Below are 15,672 nucleotides of genomic sequence, written 5' to 3' on the forward strand. Positions count from 1 at the left end.
GGCGGAGCCCCGACGCCTCGGAGCCCCGTCCTCAGGGCGCGTTGAGCGCCGTAAGCGTCACCATTGCATGCAGAAGCACGCCCACCGCCACGGCCGGCCAGAACGTGCGGCGTGGCAGGGCCGTCCATGCCCGGCGCAGGATGAAGAGCCCCAGCGGTAGCCACAACAGCACACCCGTGACGGTTCCGGGTGAGTACGAGGCCGTCAGAATGGACAAGCTGCCGTGCAGCAGAGCATTGATGGTGATCACGCTGCCCAGGGCGGCGATCATCCACTCCAGCCCGGGTACGACGTTGGCCAGCACCACCGCCAAGGTCAGCACGACGAATGCCGTGCGGTTGATGGCCAGGAAGGCGGCGGCGCCGAGCTGTACGCCGGCCACGCGGGAGATCCATCCGTAGAACGTCTCACCCGCGCGGTATTCCTCGAGGATGTGCAGGGCGTAGGTGATGGGAAGGAGCGCGGTCCAAGTCCCGCGCAATCCGCGGCGTTCTGCGGTGCGTGGCGCCCCGCGCGGCGCTTCGTCGTCGGTCATAGGTCCGATCGCGGCCCCTTCACCCTAGGGCTGCAGCGCCCGGAAGCGCAGGTACATCGCTGTGCGCCAACGCAGGATCATGCCGAAGGCCAGCACGAAGAACACTGCCGCCGTCTGCTTCCCCGAGATCAGGTGCCCGATGTACTCGTGCAGGAGCAGCCGCAGAGCCAGAAGACCGAGCAAGATGACCACGAAACCGTGCGACCGGCGCATCACTACCACGTCTCCCTGTCGCTCCAGCGTGGAACTGCGCATGAGCGGCACAGCCAGGATCAGGGCGCCTGCGAGGAAGGCCACCAGCGCCCAGCTCCAGGGGATGCGCATCTCCGGCACCAGGAACATGCCGAACCCGGTGCTCATGCCGAGCGGCGGAATGATGATCTTCCTCGCGGTCACGGGCGTGCGAGTCTCCCGGAACCGCCACACCAGCACGGCGGCGCCGCCCGCGATGGGAGCCAGGACGGGCAGGAACTTCGCAAGGGGGACCATGGCCCTAAGGTAGCCTTCCCGGAGGCCGATGTCTGATTCCGGGCTCGAGCGGCGCCGCCGGCGTCTACACGCGCTGGCCCCGGGCCGGCCGTCCCCCGGTGGGCGAGAGCGGCAACCGACCGGGCAGGTTCGCCTCGCGGCCCCGCGCCTCCTGCGGTCGCCATGACGTTGCGTCTCTGTTGGTCGATCGTCTCCGCTTCGATACCGTCGGCGTGACAGGTTCCGCTTCATGCCCAATCCGATTCCGGAGGAACTCTCATGAAGCGGTTCGTGTGCGTTGCGTTGTCCGGGGCTTTGGTGGCGTGTGCCAGCGTTCCCACCTCTCATGTCTGGCGTCCGGCGGCAGAGCTCGGCCCCGAGCAAGGAGTCCGGGCCCCGATGGGTGCGCACGAGTGGCGGTTCGCCTACGAAAACGAAGGCAGCGCAGGTAGAGCCTTCCTTGAGCTCTGGTCGACGCCTCACGACCCCGACCTCCCCGACCGCGTGCTTGCCCGACAGGCCGTTGCCGGCCTCTCCTTCGACGCTGTCCGCGGTGAGGTGGTCTGGACCTCAGGCGCCGCGCCGGTGGTGTGCGCCCGGGTCTCCTCGGACCTGTGGTCCGGGTATCGACCGGAGCTGCGCGCCACGGGGGACTGCCGGCTCCGCTGTGAGCACGAGACCGTCCAGCTGGACTCGGGCACCCGCATCGCCCGCAGCACGGCGGAAACCGTGCGCGTGGAGGTGCGCGCGGTGGACGGGATGCGAACGGACGAGCGCTAGGCCGTCCTGACCACCAGCTTCCCGACGCTCTCTCTCGACTCCATGAACCGGTGCGCGTCGGGGAGTTCCTCGAACGTATAGGTCCGCCCCACGAGGGGCCGGAGCTGGTGTTGCCGAACGAACTCGGTGAGTGCCGTCCAGATGCTCAGGAGCCGGTTCTCATCGGGCAGCAGATACCCGATGTGCGTGGCCATCACTCCGGAGGAGGCCACCGCGGCGTCGGTGATGCGCACGCGCGGGGCGTCCCGCCAGGCTCGCCACCAGCTCAGGGGGTTCCAGCGCGTGTAGTCGAGCCCCGCGTACCCCACGACCACCAGGCGACCGAAGTTGGCGAGGCGCCCGAGGCAGGTGCGATAGACCTCGCCCCCCACCACCTCGAGCACCACGTCCATGCGGCCGTCCTCGGTGGCGCGGTCGAGCTGCGCGGGGAAGTCCGGAGCGCGGTAGTTGGCAACGGCGCGGGCGCCCAGCGGACGCACGCGGGCCAGCTTTTCGTCGCTCCCCGCCATGGCCACCACATGGCACCCGTGCGCGGCGGCGATCTGCAGCGCGGCGGTTCCGACGCCACCCGCGGCGGCCGTGATGCCTACCCGGTCCGAAGCACGGAGCCTTGCCATCTCCACGAGGGCGACCCAGGCGGTCATGAAGTTCACCGCGAAGGCCGCGTTCTCCTCGACGGAGAGCTCTGGGAGTGCGGGTAGGGCGCGACGGGCCGGCACCACGACCCGCTCTGCGTAGCCTCCCTGCTGCATGCCGCAGAGGACCCGCTCGCCGACGCGGTGGCCCTGCACCTCGGTGCCCAGGGCCTCGATGGTTCCGACCACTTCCATCCCGGGGACGTAGGGGCGCTTGGGAGCCCAACCGTACAGTCCCTTGCGAGACAGGACCTCGGCGTAGTTGATGCCGATGGCCTCGACGCGGATCAACACGTCGTGCGGACCCGGCGCTGGCGTCGGGAGCGACCGGAGTGTGAGGACCTCGGGAGAACCGGTCCGCTCCAACAGCCAGGCGCGCATGGGTCGGGCGCCCACGTTCACGAGGACGCTTCCGCGATAGGCCGGCCTACCGTGAGTGCCTGGCGCAGGGCGGGATCGAGCTCCCGGTACGATGCGTCGGCTTGGACACCGAGCGCGTCCAGCAACGTGCTGAAGAAGCAGCGCGCGCAGGCGGCGGCCACGATGTCGAAGATCTCGGCGTCCGAGTAGCCATGCGACCGCAGCACCTCGACGTCCGCCGCCGTGATCTGGTCGGCGCCGCGCACCAGGCGCTCCACGAAGGCCATCATGGCTCGTTCTCCCTCGGTGAGGGGCGCCTCGGCCGAGCCCTCGGCGATCGAGGCCACGGCCGCTGCGTCGAACACCTGATTGGCCAACACCGACGCGTGCGCCAACGAGCAGTAGCTGCTCTTGAGGCCCCGGGCGGCGGCCAGCGTGGCCAATTCATACGTGCGCACCGGGAGGTTGGCGGTGATCGAAGTCAGCAGCGCCACCCAGCCATCGCGGACCTGGGGCCGCAGGCTGAACACCTGGGCCCAGTTGGGGACGTAGCCGTAGCGGCCTCGCGCCTGCTCGTACATCTCTTGTACCGGGCCCTCGGCTTCGGCGGGTGGGATGGTTCGGATGAACGGCATGCGAACTCCTCTGGGCGGCCGGCGGAGGGGCCGGGTGTGGGACGGTGCCTGGCGGAATCTACGCGGGCCGACCGGTACGGCACCGCTCGCGCGCGTGTCCCCTTCCACACTGGCGAGGATCCAGCTTCGGCCAGGTCGGGCAAGGCTGCCGAGGTGCTCTGCTGGACACTGCTCACCCGGTCGGCGTAGCCTGGACGGGTTGTCTTGCTCCCACCGCACGCGAGGGCTGCCATGGAAGTCCACCTTGCTCCGACTCCTCGACGGCTGGGCGGCCGGGCTCCGTGCCTCGCTGCTGCGCTGATCGCCGCCGCGTGCGCCACTCCTCTCCTGGCCCAGTCGTCGACCCCGGTGCCAGAGGACACGACCAACGCCCTGGTGATCGTGCCGGAACGGACCCTGCGCTTCACCACCGATGAGGGCACCTGGATCTCCCTGGACGTGTCGCCGGACGGCAGTTCCATCGTCTTCGACCTGCTGGGCGATCTGTATGTGCTCCCCATCGAAGGTGGCCAAGCGCGCCGGCTCACCCACGGCATGCCCTGGGACGGCATGCCGCGCTGGTCGCCCGACGGACGCACCATCGCCTTCGTCTCGGACCGGGACGGAGGAGACAATCTCTGGTTGATCGCAGCGGACGGCAGCGGTCTGCGTCGTCTCACGTCGGAGGTGGACTTCGCCGTCTCGTCTCCGGCCTGGACGCCGGACGGCGAGTATCTCGTCGTACGCCGCTTCGGGCCCTACCCGTCGGCGGAGAACTACCTGACCAACGTGCCGCTCTGGATGTACCACGTCCGGGGCGGGAAGGGCGTGCAGATCTTCCCGGCCTCGGCGACGCGCAAGTCCACCAACACCGGCGCCGCGTTCTCGAAGGACGGACGCACCCTGTACGTGGCGTCCCATGCGGGGGGCTACGCGGGAGAGGAGCTGGGCCGCTACCAGGTGATCGAATACGATCGGGAGACCGGGGCGGAGCGCGCGTTGACGGCCGGCGCCGGTGGGGGGTTGAGACCCGTGACCTCGCCGGACGGACGCTGGCTGGTGTACGCGACCCGCGCCGGTACCGCCACTGCACTGCGGATCCGCGATCTGCGCACCCACGAAGACCGCTGGTTGGTCGCGGAGGCGCAGCGCGATGACCAAGAAGGGTACGCACCCAACGACGTGTTCCCCGGCTACGCCTTCACGCCGGACTCCCGGTCCGTGGTCTACTATGGCGGTGGCAAGATCCACCGCGTGGACGTCGCCACGCGCGAGGTCGCCGAGATCCCCTTCAGCGTCGACGTCGAGCTGGAGATGGGCGCTCGCCACTTCGTGCCCCTGCGTGTGGAGGACGGTCCGGTCGCCATCACGCAGCTCGTCTCGCTGGCCGAATCGCCGGCGGGGGACCGGGTGGCGTTCTCGGCGGTGGGGAAGCTGTGGTGGGCTCAGCGCACCGAAACGGGCTTCCGTGCTCCCCAGAGGTTCACTCGCTCCGCGGAGCGCGAGTACTTCCCCGCCTACTCGCCCGACGGGCGTTGGGTCGCCTTCGTGACCTGGTCGGACTCGGCAGGCGGCCACGTGTGGAAGACCCGCGCCGACGGCGGCGGACAACCGATCCAGCTTTCCGAGATGCCGGGAGCCGTGGAGGCGCCCGCCTGGAGCCCGGAGGGCGACCGCGTGGTCTTCTCGTGGTCTCCCCGCCAGGCCGGGCTCGGCGCGGGGCCGGTGGCGTCCCTGGGCGAGCTGCGCTGGGTGCCCGCCGAAGGTGGGGCGGAGCACACCATCGTGGCCTCGGCATCCCGGCCTGCGCTGGTGAGCGCGGCGGCAACGGAACCGACGCGCGTGTACTTCACCGAAGACGTGCCCAACGACACGCCAGGGTTCAACGCCACCCAGACCACCGCCGTGCGTTCGGTGCGGCTGGATGGCACCGACGGCCGGACGCACGCCAAGCTGATCACGGGTCGCGTGGGTGGAGTGGTGGTACGCGTGTCGCCCGATCGCCGCACTCTGCTCGTGATCGAGCGGGACGACGTCTATGTGATGCCGTTCGCGCCGTCGGGGAGCGACGGGTTGACCATCGACTTCCGCTCTCCTTCCGTGCCGCTGCGGCGCCTGACCACGGAGGGCGCGAACTACGCGACCTGGGCCGATGGAGGCCGCACCGTCCTGTGGACGTTCGCAAACCACACCTACCGAGCACCGGTCGACTCCGTGCTGGCGTACGCGGAGCCGGAGCGGTGGGGGACCCGACACGCGGAAATCTCCCTGAGCGTCCCGCGAGCCCTCCCGAACGGAGAGATCCTGCTCCGGGGTGCGCGCGTGATCACCATGGTCGGCGACAGCGTGCTGCCGCGCGCCGACGTCCTGGTACGCGACAACCGCATCGCTGCGGTCGCCCCCTCCATCGAAGCGCCGCCGGGGGCACGGGTGCTGGATCTGACGGGGAAGACGCTGATGCCGGGGCTGGTCGACGTCCACGCGCATCCGAAGACCGGAAGTGAGATCGCGCCGCAGCAGGAGTGGTCCATCGCGTCCAACCTGGCCTACGGCGTCACTACCACGCGCAACCCCTCCGGCTCCCGCTGGAACGTGGCATGGGGCGAGCTCGTCGAGACGGGAGACATGGTGGGCTCGCGCATCTACGCCACGGGACCGCCGCTGACCACCAACAACGTGCCCATCAAGAGCTACGAGGACGCGCTTGCCGTGGTACGCCGCTACAAAGGGCAGGGCGTGCATTCGCTCAAGCAGTATCTGCAGCCGCGCCGCATCCAACGGCAGTGGATCCTGCAGGCGGCTCGGGCAGAGGGCATCAATGCCACCAATGAGGGAGCCGCAGATCTGCGCATGGACCTCACCATGGCCGTTGACGGCTATGCGGCCATCGAGCACTCCATCGGGCAAGTACCTCTCTACAAGGACGTCGTCACCGTCTTCGCCGAGTCACGCATCGCCTACACACCGACGCTGGTGGTCGCCTACGGAGGGCCGGCCGGCGACACCTACTACCGCGCGCGCACCGATCTGGACAAGGATCCGAAGACGTCCCACTTCACGCCGGCCGAGCTGCTGACGCGCACGGCGCGCCGCAGGCGCTTGGTCGTCGAGGAAGATTACAACTTTCCACTGATTGCCCGTGGAGTGCGCGACATCGTGCGGGCCGGCGGCCTGGCCGGGCTCGGGTCGCACGGTCAGCAGGACGGCATCGGCGCCCACTGGGAGCTGTGGGCGCTCGCCAGCGGCGAGATGACGCCCATGGAGGCGCTTCGCATCGCTACCCGGCTCGGCGCTGAATCGATCGGCTTCGAGGAGGACCTGGGCTCGATCGAGACGGGCAAGCTCGCCGATCTCATCGTGCTGAACAGCAATCCGCTCGATGACATCCACAACTCGAGCGATCTGCTCTACGTGATGAAGGGTGGGGAGCTCTACGAGGCCGCCACGCTCGATCGGATCTGGCCCACGCCGCGAGCGTTTCCGATGCCGTACTGGATCGTGGAGCGGGACGACCTGAACACACTGCGACGCTGAGGGCGACCCCGTGCAGGGGCTGGCCGGTGCGCTTGCTTCAATCTTCGGAGGTGCGATGAGACGTCGTTCGACTAGCCTGCTGTGGCTCTGCAGTGCCGGCCTCGCAGCCTGCGCGCCCGCCCCGGCCGACCGCGAGGCCGCACTCGCTTCGCTACGGGCCGCTGCCCTCGCCTACCAGAGCGCGGCCTCAGCCAAGGATGCGGAGGCGGTCGTGGCGCTCTATGACTCCACGGCCATCATGGTCCCGCCCGGCGGGCCGCTCGTGGAAGGCCTGGACGGGGTGCGCAACTACCGCTTCGGATTCATCAGCACCCCCGGCGTCCGCCTCGAGTTCGAGCTTCTGCGCGCCGAGCTCTCCGAGTCGGCGGACCTGGGTTGGACGCTGGCCCTCGGCCACATCACCATCGAGCGTCCGGAGGGCCCACCCGGCCGCGACCTCGTGCGCGACTTCCACACCTGGAGGCGTCAGGCGGACGGGTCGTGGAAGGTGGTGGTGGACATGTGGAACTCGGGCCCCCTGCCGGAGGGCTGAATGCCCTCCAGGACCGGCCGATACCTATTCGCATCGGAGACGGAACCGACATGAATCGCCGCGATGCCGTTCGTTCCGCAGCCATGACGGCTGCCGGTCTGGCACTGGGGACCCGCTCCGCGGTCGCGTGGAGCGAGGACGGCGCAGGCGTACCGGCTTCCCAGCCCGCGCCTGAGCTCCTGATTCGCGGGGGCTTGATCGTGAATGCCAACGGACGCCGAAGCGCGGACGTGCGCATCGTGGGCGAGCGCATCCGTGAGATCGGCACCGGATTGCGACCGGGAGAAGGCGCGCGTGTCATCGATGCTGCCGGCCATCTGGTCATGCCGGGCGGGATCGACCCCCATGCGCATCTGCAGGGCGGCTTCGTCGACGACCTCACCACGGGCACGATGGCCGCGGTGGCCGGCGGAATCACGACGGTGGGGACGTTCGCGAACGCACAACGGGGGGAGAGTCCACTTGCCGCCATGGACCGGTGGCTGGCGGAAGTGCCCCGCATGGCGGTGGGCGACGTGTTCTTCCATGCATCGGTCTGGCCGCCGACTCCTGAGTTTGCGGCCATGTTGCCGGAGCTCGCGGAGCGCGGCCAACCGAGTCACAAGATCTTCATGACCCGCGCGGACTTCGGTCAACATCGCCGCGTGCTCATCGATGTGCTGGCGGCTGCTCGTGACGCCGGTGTGGTCACGCTCATGCACTGCGAGGACGGCGCCATCCTGGACGCTGCCGTAGCGAGGCTGCGTGCGCAGGGCCGCACCTCGCTCGCCTACTACGCCGAGAGTCGGCCCGAGCTGGCCGAGATTGCCGCCACCCAGGATGCGGTGGCGTTGTGCGCGCTGACGGGTGCACCCATGCACTTCGTACACCTTTCGTCCCGACGCACCTTGGAGGCGGCGCGGGACCCCGCCTTCGGACCCCTGCCCATCACCATCGAGACGCGGCCGCTCTATCTGTACTTCACCGAAGAGTGGCTGCGCGGACCCGACGGGCCCCTCTACATCGGTCAGCCACCGCTCCGCCCCGCGGAGGACGTGGAGGCGATGTGGGAAGGTCTACGGGATGGCCGTATCGACCTGCTGGCTACGGACCACGCGCCCTGGACCCGCGAGCAGAAGATGGACCCCGAGCTGGACGTGGGGCGCGTGCGACCGGGCGTGAGCGACCTGCGCTTCGTACGGCCGGTGCTCTACTCCGAGGGCGTGCACAAGGGGCGGCTCTCGCTGGAGCGCCATGTGGACGTCACGTCGACCGCGGCGGCCCGCGCCTTCGGGCTCTACCCCGACCGAGGGGTCATCGCCGAGGGCTCGTACGGCGACATCATGATCCTCGATCCGCAGCGCACCCATATGGTCGATGCTTCGGACGACCCCTCCAACTCGGACTACACTCCCTTCCAGGGGTGGGCGCTCACGGGTTGGCCGATCATGACCATTCGGAGGGGCGAAGTGGTCTACGAGAACGGGCAGGTCAGCGCGGCCGTCGGAAGCGGCCGTCCCGCAGTGCGGAGGCCCTGGGGTAGCTGAGGGGCGCGGCTCCGCTGCACGGCGTCCATGTCCAACTTCCGGCGGGGCTGTCGCCGGGGGAGACGGAAAGGGAGAGCCCTCGCTCTTCCCCCGTAACCCTCGGATCCCGTGACCCGCCATGCGCCGCCTCGCTCTGTTGGCCCTCGCGTTCCTCGTCGCGCAGGGCTGTCGTGACGCTCTGCTCGAGCCCGAGATCACGCCCGCCGCGCAGGAGTTGGTCCCAGGCGCGCCCGCGCTCACTCGCGCGCTGGCTCCGGCGTTCTCCTGTACCCGCTCGTGGGCGGCCGCTGTGGATGGTGACTGGTACGATGGCTCACGGTGGTCACCGGCCGGCGCACCCGGCCCCACCGACAACGTGTGCATCGATGTCGCCGGGACCTACGAGGTGACGCTCGACTACGATGGGCTCGCCAACATCGTGAAGGTGGGCGGGCTCGGCGCGCTGGCCACGTTGACGCTCGAGCACTCGCTGCTGGTGGACGAAGGCATCCTGGTCGAGACGTCGGGTCACCTGGTGGTCTCCGCGAGTCAAACGGTGCACATGGGGAGCAGCCCCCCGAGTGCGGCGCTGCAACTCCCCGACGCCGACTGGTTCGAGAACCACGGCATCGTGGAGATCGAGGCGAACTGCGTGTGCTCTCCCGTGACCCGCTGGGCGTTCCGGAGCTACGAGAACCACGGCTTCATGTACCTGGCGGGTCCGTCTGAGCTGGAGGTGATCGGTGAAAGCGATCCCACCGGACGGGACTTCCTCAACCGCGGCTTCATCGTCACGAGTGGGACCGGGGCGGTGAGGGTGGGCGGTACGGACCCACTCGACCAGCAAGCCGGCCGCTTTATCCAGGAAGCCGGCTCAATATCGGGAACGGCTCCCTTGGTGCTGACCTTCCTCAATACGTTCGAATGGAGCGGCGGACCGCTGCCGGTCAATGCCGCCGACCCGGCCCAGTCCGTGGTGGTGACCGAAGAAGTGGAGCGCGTCCTGCTTTTGGAACCCGATCTCGCAGGCGCGCTGACCGTCCGCCCGATCTTGGGCAGCTTCGGCACCCTTTGGCTGTCCTATTGGGTCGAGGGTACCGTGGGCCCGGACCTGCACTTGATGATTGAGCCGCTGGCCCAGGGCGCGTTCTTTCTCGGCGGGGGGGATGCGTTCACCAACCGCGGCACGATCGATGTGCTCCTGGAGACCGGAGAGACCTTCTACGCTGCAATGCCCGGTGTCGCGACGCCGGATTTCCTCCAGGACGGGTTGTTTCGTGTCAGCGGTCAGGGCACGCTGGAGCTCGCTTGGTTCGGGCCCGACGGAGAGCTGGCGAACAGCGGGAGCATGGAGATCTCGAGCGGAAGTCTGGTCCGTCTCGTCGGGGGATCGTCATCCAACTTCGTCGCATCGAATTCGGGATCGATCGTCGTTGCGCCAGGATCGGGGTTGGAGGTGGAGGGCGTGGCGCTCACGGTCAGCCCGGGCAGTCGGCAGACCGGTAGCCTCCTGCTGAAACGGAGCGAGCTACGGGGGTCGGGTGCGCTCGGCGACGTGGAGTTGGAGAACTCCATGATCGCTCCCGCGGGCACGGGCACACTACCGGGCGGCGCTCCCCCTGGAATCGGCATGTTGACCTTGGCGTCATTGGCGCTCGATCGCTGGAGCGAGGTGGAAATGGACGTGGCGGGAACGACACCCAACACCCACGACCAGCTGCGTGTGGCCGGGGCCATCCACTACGCCGGGACGCTCACCGTGCGGACCCACTCCTCGTTCACGGGGGGGCAGTGCGGTCAGGTCGTGCCCCTCATCTCCGATGGGACCCCGGCTCAGACCGACCGGGGCTCCTTCGGCGCCGTCAATGGCGTCGCGCTGGGCGGTGGCCGCGCGTGGCGTTTCCACAACCCGACGGGGCTGCTGGCGCTCGCCGGCTACCGACCCGGTCCGGAGGACGTGTATGCCACCGCTTCCACCCTCTCGATGCGGGAAGGCGGTCCAGCCAAGGCCTACCAGATCTGTCTGGGGAGCGGCACTCCCGCCGCGGAGGTGGTCGTCGCACCCACGGCGCTGAGAAGCCAGCTCACGCTACCAGCGCCCTTCACCTTCGCCCCCGACGACTGGTTCCTGCCGCGCACGGTTGCGGTGCAGGTGATCGACGACGCGGTGGTGGAGGGGCTCCACGGCGACACGATCGTGCACGTGGCCTCGAGTGCCGATCCGGCCTGGAACAGCGGGACGGCCGGTCCGGTCGCGGTCTCCATCCAGGACAACGATGGCTTGGCGGACCTCGGCGCGGTGCGCGTAGCCCAGCAGGACAACCAGTTCCTGGGAGACACCATGCACACCACGTTCCGTGTCACCAACGCGGGGCCCACGGAGTCGTCCGGCTCCACGTTCGTGTCGACGCCGCTGGTGGGACTCGCGTTCGTGTCGGCTACGGGCGCCAGCTGTGCGTCGGACGGTGCCGGAGTGGTGACCTGCGCCGTCGGGCCGGTCCCCGCGGGGGGTCAGGTGGACTTCGAGATCGCCTTCGAGGGCGTGACCGTGGGTCTGCACTCCAACACCTGGACCGTCACGGGAGAGCAGCCGGACCCGAACCCAGCCAACGATGCGGTGGTCTACACGCAGCGCGTGAACTGATGTCCTCGAACTGGGGAGCCCCTCACCCCTGCAGATAGTTGAGTCTCTTCCAGGGGAGCGGCTTGGCGCCGGGGGCGGTGCTCATGGCGCGCGGGGAGCCGGCGCGGCCTTGCGCCGCACCAGCCCTTCAAGGATCAGATCGAGGCCGAACGCGAACTCCGCGGTGACCCCGGATGCGTTCGCCTCGTTCTCTGCGTTCAGCCGCTGAAGCGTGAACCCGTGCAGGTAGCCTTCCAGCGTGTGCCAGGCGGAGTCGATCAGCCCCTCGGGGAAGCCCGCGTCCTGCAGGACGCCGCGGCCCGCTTCCCGGTAGCGGAGGGCGGCTTGGCTCGACCCGGGGCGAGTGCTGAGTAGCGGGCAGAGCCAGCGGTGCTGGAGAAACACCTCGTGTGCGGACATCAGGCGCCGTCGCGACGCCGCTCGCCAATCCTGGTTGGCAGGCAGTTCGATCTCGCCCAGAACGCGGTCGGTCATCCCGTCCAGGAGATCGTCCTTGCTGGTGACGTGGTTGTAGAGCGACATGGCTTCCACCGCCAGGGCGTGCCCCAGAGCCCGCATGGTCACGCCTTGCAGCCCCGACTCGTCCGCCAAGGTCACGGCGGCGTCCACCACCCGTTCACGCGTGAGGCGTGCTCCCCGCTTGACCCTTGACCGACGGCGCGCATCGCCACCCATACTTACAATGTAAATTTACAACGTAAGGATGTCAAAGTCCTTGATTGAAGCCGGTTTCACCGTATGAGTCCGCGCGTCGCGGCCTGGCCACCTGAGGGCGCGGGGCGCGGCCCTCACGGGCGCCGGGGCCCGACACCCGCCGTTCAGCCAGGATTGATGGCGAAGAGCAGGAATTGAGCGACGGTCCCCGCCAGCAGCGCGGCCGCCAGCAGGAGCTGGATCACGCGCACGGGACGCAGCTCGCGAGCGACGGGCTGAAAGAGACCCATCCACGCGAACACGCCAGCCGGGACCGCAAGCAGGGGCGCGCCCAGCCCCGCCGCGAACAAGGCCCGTTGCAGGGGAAGAGCTGTCGGGGATGCATCACCCGACATCATCCAGGCAATCGCTCCGAATCCGGCGACTGCCAGGGCTGAGAAGACCGCCAGGCCGAAGTGGAGCAGGCGGCTCCGGAAGAGCCCTGCGGGCAGCATCCGCGCGGCCCAACGAGGCACGAACACGCAGGCCAGCAGAGGGGTGGCCAAGGCCAGGGCGATCATCCGCTCCGGAGGCGTCTCGGAGGGAAGGGGACCCCCCTGGGCGTTGCGGACCGCGTTGGGGACGATCAGGAGCAGGGGCGGGGCGGTCACCACCAGGGCGGCCCAGCGCCTGGTCGCGGGTCGTCGAAAGAACCACCAGGCGCCCACTCCCATACAGGCCAGGTGGAAAGGAGCCGTGAAGAGAACCACCTGTAGCAGGAACTGACCCGGCGAAGGGCCGAACAGGACCGGGAAGACCCAAAAGGCGGCCAGTAGCAACTCGACCAGCAGGAGCGCTTTCAAGACCTTCATGGGATCCGGGGTGCTGGGAGCGGTATCGGCTAGCCCGGGGGCAAGGTGCATGCCTCGCTAGGTGGCGGTGTCCGCGTCCGACGACACTTCCCGACTAGCTACCCGCGTAGAGCGGGGTGGAGAGGTACTTCATCCCGGTATCACAGGCGACGGTGACCACGGTAGCACCCGGCCCCAGCTCGCGTGCCACTCGCCGGGCAGCGACCAGGTTCGCACCGGTCGACGTCCCCGCCACGATCGCCTCCTCACGGGCCAGCCTCCGGGCTGCCTCCATCGCCGCTTCGGTCGAGACGGTCTCGACGCCGTCCACCGCGTCTCGACGCCAGAGCGGTACCACGAAGCCCGCTCCCACGCCTTCGATCCGGTGGACTCCGGAAGGGCCGCCCGACAGCACCGCGGATTCAGCGGGCTCGACGGCGACGCAGCGGATGTCGGAGCTTCGCGCGCGCAGGGCCTCGGAGACGCCCCGCACCGATGCGGCAGTGCCCGTGCACTGCACGAACCCGTCGAGACGACCGCCCGTCCGTCTCCAGATCTCCTCACCCATCGCGTGATAGGCGGAGAGTTGGTCGGCGTTCTTCAGCTGGTCGGTCCAGAAGGCGCCGGTCGCCTCGGCGATCTTCTCCGCGGCTGCGATCATGGCTCGAGTCAGCGCGGCGTCCATTCCGCCACCGTCGCTGGCCACCAGGGTCAGCCGCGCACCCAGGGCCGCCATGTGCCGTCGCTTCTCCAGGGAGAACGCGTCTGAGGTGACGATGTCCAAGGGGTAGCCCTTGGCCGCGCACACCAACGCCAGCGAGACGCCCGTGCTGCCGCCGGTGTACTCCACCACGGGCTGGCCGGGCTTCAGTCGTCCGTCCCGTTCGGCTGCCTCGATCATGGCGAGCGCCATGCGGTCCTTCATGCTTCCGGTCGGGTTCTGCGTCTCGAGCTTGAGGACGATCCGCGCCGAGTCCTCGGGCACGCGCAGCTCGACCAGCGGAGTGCTTCCGATTCGTGTCAGGATCGACATGGCCTCTCCAGTAACTTTCAAATCAAAAGTTACCCGGGTTACTTGCAATCTGCAAGTGACTGCGCCAGAATCATTCCATGAGACGCCAGGCGAAGGTCGATCCCGAGGGCTTCCGATCGGACTGCTCGATCGCGCGGGCGCTGGATCTGCTGGGCGACCGCTGGACGCTGCTCATCGTCCGCGACCTCATGTGGCACGGCAAGCATACCTTCCAGGCGTTGTCACGAAGCGACGAGCGTATCCCCTCGAACCTGCTCGCCGACAGGCTGACGAAACTGCAGCGCTGGGGTCTGGTCGAGCGTGAAGCCTATCAGGACCGCCCGGTGCGTTACCGGTACGACCTGACTCCCCTCGGCCGGACCCTGGAGCCGCTGCTGAAGGCGGCAATGGATTGGGGGTTCACCCACCTCGGGGGAGGCTTCCACGACCCGAGCGGTGCTGTGCCCGACCGCAAGGCCCGCCGCCCCAAGCCGCGTTCCTGAGCAGCCCCGAGCGAGGCGAAGGAGCGAAGTTTCCGTCGGGGGACCGGCGCTGTGCGCCCCCCGTCTCACCGCCGCGCCTCAGAGGCGTTCGGGGGCCTCCAGCGACTCGATCTCGCTCAGCCGGTTCAGGTCGATGGACACGCGGTCGCTGGCCGGTAGGTACATGTCGCGGAAGCGGGCGCCCCAGATGATCTCCGTTCCGTCGAAGCTGGTTTTGGCGTGCACCATCTGCGCGAAGGTCTCGTCCTGGGCGCTCACCACGCAGACCACCTCGGGCTCCGAGGCCCGCAGGGACTCGGGCGTGTACCCCCGCAGCGGGCTGCGCTCGTCGATCGGGTGGACCACCACCCAATGCAGGGGCATGAAGACGATGTGCTCGCGCTCCAGCGGGAGCTGGTCGAAGCGCCGCCGCCGGCCTCCGCGGTCGTCGATCCAGCGCGCGAACGACACCGTGGCGTGCACGTCGGTGAGGTCGTGATTGCGCAGATTGGCCAAGCGGAACATCAGGGCCCAGCCATCCCGGTAGGGTGCGAGGATGGCGCGGTCGCTGAAGCGGATCTTGGCGGTGGGGCGCGTGAAGCGCGTGAACAACAGGCCGCTCAGCACCGCGAAGCCGAGGAGCCCCACCAAGGCCTCGATCGCCACCAGACTGTTGGCCAGTCGAGTGTCGGGCACGAGCTTGCCGTAGCCGATGGTGGCCAGGGTCTGGACGCTGAAGAAGAGGCAGTCCTCGAACCTGCCCCACGGCTCGCTGGCCGCCCCGGCCAGGGCCCCTGGACCGATGAGCCAATACAGCGTGGCGAATCCGAGGTTGGTGCCCGCGTAGATCGCGGCCATGGTCAGGATCAGCCGCGGTACGCTGAGCGACAGCAGCGTGTGGTACGCGTTGTACGGGTGGAACGGGCTCAGATCGTTCCGGCGCACGTTGAAGGTGCCGTCCTGATTGAGCAGACGGGCGCGACTGCGCTCGGAGAGCCTGCCGCCCAGCCCCAGGTCCTGGTCGAGCCGCTCGCGGGCACCTGCGTCGGGAGGGGCGGCGTCCTGTTCAGGCAGGTCCATGGCTCCG

The 15,672-nt window shown here is 68.8% G+C and carries 14 protein-coding genes; 6 read left to right on the top strand and 8 right to left on the bottom strand.

Features of this window, described 5'->3' with window-relative positions:
* Positions 1-31: 31 nt before the first annotated feature.
* Together R3E10_09935 and R3E10_09940 are read right to left on the bottom strand one after the other, a co-directional pair.
* Complete coding sequence (locus R3E10_09935) at positions 32-535, bottom strand: HXXEE domain-containing protein (protein ID MEZ4416068.1); 504 nt, start codon at positions 533-535, stop codon at positions 32-34.
* Positions 536-559: 24 nt separating this feature from the next.
* The gene (locus R3E10_09940; GenBank protein ID MEZ4416069.1) at positions 560-1,024 is read right to left on the bottom strand and encodes a cytochrome c biogenesis protein CcdC; all 465 of its coding nucleotides are present in this window, start codon (positions 1,022-1,024) and stop codon (positions 560-562) included.
* Positions 1,025-1,282: 258 nt separating this feature from the next.
* Here R3E10_09940 and R3E10_09945 point away from each other — a divergent pair, with 258 nt between their 5' ends.
* The gene (locus tag R3E10_09945) at positions 1,283-1,783 is read left to right on the top strand and encodes a hypothetical protein (GenBank protein MEZ4416070.1); all 501 of its coding nucleotides are present in this window, start codon (positions 1,283-1,285) and stop codon (positions 1,781-1,783) included.
* On the opposite strand, the gene R3E10_09950 is transcribed toward R3E10_09945, so the two are convergent.
* Positions 1,780-2,820 carry a zinc-binding dehydrogenase gene (locus R3E10_09950; GenBank protein ID MEZ4416071.1) on the bottom strand — a complete coding sequence of 347 codons (1,041 nt, stop codon included), beginning with the start codon at positions 2,818-2,820 and terminating at the stop codon, positions 1,780-1,782. The genes R3E10_09945 and R3E10_09950 overlap by 4 nt on opposite strands.
* Positions 2,817-3,413: a peroxidase gene (locus R3E10_09955; protein ID MEZ4416072.1), complete on the bottom strand. Its 597-nt coding sequence runs from the start codon at positions 3,411-3,413 to the stop codon at positions 2,817-2,819. The genes R3E10_09950 and R3E10_09955 overlap by 4 nt, the downstream gene beginning before the upstream one ends.
* Before the next feature lie 231 nt (positions 3,414-3,644).
* On the opposite strand from R3E10_09955, the gene R3E10_09960 reads away from it, so the two are divergent.
* The 4 genes from R3E10_09960 (at position 3,645) to R3E10_09975 (ending at position 11,607) form a co-directional block, all read left to right on the top strand.
* Complete coding sequence (locus R3E10_09960; protein ID MEZ4416073.1) at positions 3,645-6,926, top strand: amidohydrolase family protein; 3,282 nt, start codon at positions 3,645-3,647, stop codon at positions 6,924-6,926.
* A 55-nt stretch (positions 6,927-6,981) separates the two neighbouring features.
* Complete coding sequence (locus R3E10_09965; protein MEZ4416074.1) at positions 6,982-7,458, top strand: DUF4440 domain-containing protein; 477 nt, start codon at positions 6,982-6,984, stop codon at positions 7,456-7,458.
* A gap of 50 nt (positions 7,459-7,508) precedes the next feature.
* Positions 7,509-8,984 (top strand): amidohydrolase family protein, encoded by a 1,476-nt coding sequence (locus tag R3E10_09970; GenBank protein ID MEZ4416075.1) that lies wholly within the window; start codon positions 7,509-7,511, stop codon positions 8,982-8,984.
* Between the two features lie 118 nt (positions 8,985-9,102).
* Positions 9,103-11,607 (top strand): DUF11 domain-containing protein, encoded by a 2,505-nt coding sequence (locus tag R3E10_09975; GenBank protein ID MEZ4416076.1) that lies wholly within the window; start codon positions 9,103-9,105, stop codon positions 11,605-11,607.
* Positions 11,608-11,688: 81 nt separating this feature from the next.
* Here R3E10_09975 and R3E10_09980 read toward each other — a convergent pair whose 3' ends face one another.
* The 3 genes from R3E10_09980 to R3E10_09990 all read right to left on the bottom strand — a co-directional run bounded on the left by R3E10_09980 (position 11,689) and on the right by R3E10_09990 (position 14,124).
* Positions 11,689-12,216, bottom strand: a complete 528-nt coding sequence (locus tag R3E10_09980) for a TetR/AcrR family transcriptional regulator C-terminal domain-containing protein (protein MEZ4416077.1) — start codon at positions 12,214-12,216, stop codon at positions 11,689-11,691.
* Between the two features lie 209 nt (positions 12,217-12,425).
* A complete protein-coding gene (locus tag R3E10_09985; GenBank protein ID MEZ4416078.1) occupies positions 12,426-13,112 on the bottom strand; it encodes a hypothetical protein in 687 nt (228 codons plus the stop codon).
* Between the two features lie 94 nt (positions 13,113-13,206).
* The gene (locus tag R3E10_09990; protein MEZ4416079.1) at positions 13,207-14,124 is read right to left on the bottom strand and encodes a PLP-dependent cysteine synthase family protein; all 918 of its coding nucleotides are present in this window, start codon (positions 14,122-14,124) and stop codon (positions 13,207-13,209) included.
* Between the two features lie 77 nt (positions 14,125-14,201).
* On the opposite strand from R3E10_09990, the gene R3E10_09995 reads away from it, so the two are divergent.
* A complete protein-coding gene (locus R3E10_09995; protein ID MEZ4416080.1) occupies positions 14,202-14,606 on the top strand; it encodes a helix-turn-helix domain-containing protein in 405 nt (134 codons plus the stop codon).
* A gap of 78 nt (positions 14,607-14,684) precedes the next feature.
* Here R3E10_09995 and R3E10_10000 read toward each other — a convergent pair whose 3' ends face one another.
* Entirely contained in the window at positions 14,685-15,665 is a 981-nt protein-coding gene (locus R3E10_10000; GenBank protein ID MEZ4416081.1) for an ion channel, read from the bottom strand.
* Between the last annotated feature and the right edge of the window lie 7 nt (positions 15,666-15,672).

This window comes from Gemmatimonadota bacterium, assembly GCA_041390105.1.
Taxonomy (GTDB): Bacteria; Gemmatimonadota; Gemmatimonadetes; order Longimicrobiales; family Gaopeijiaceae; genus JAGQIF01.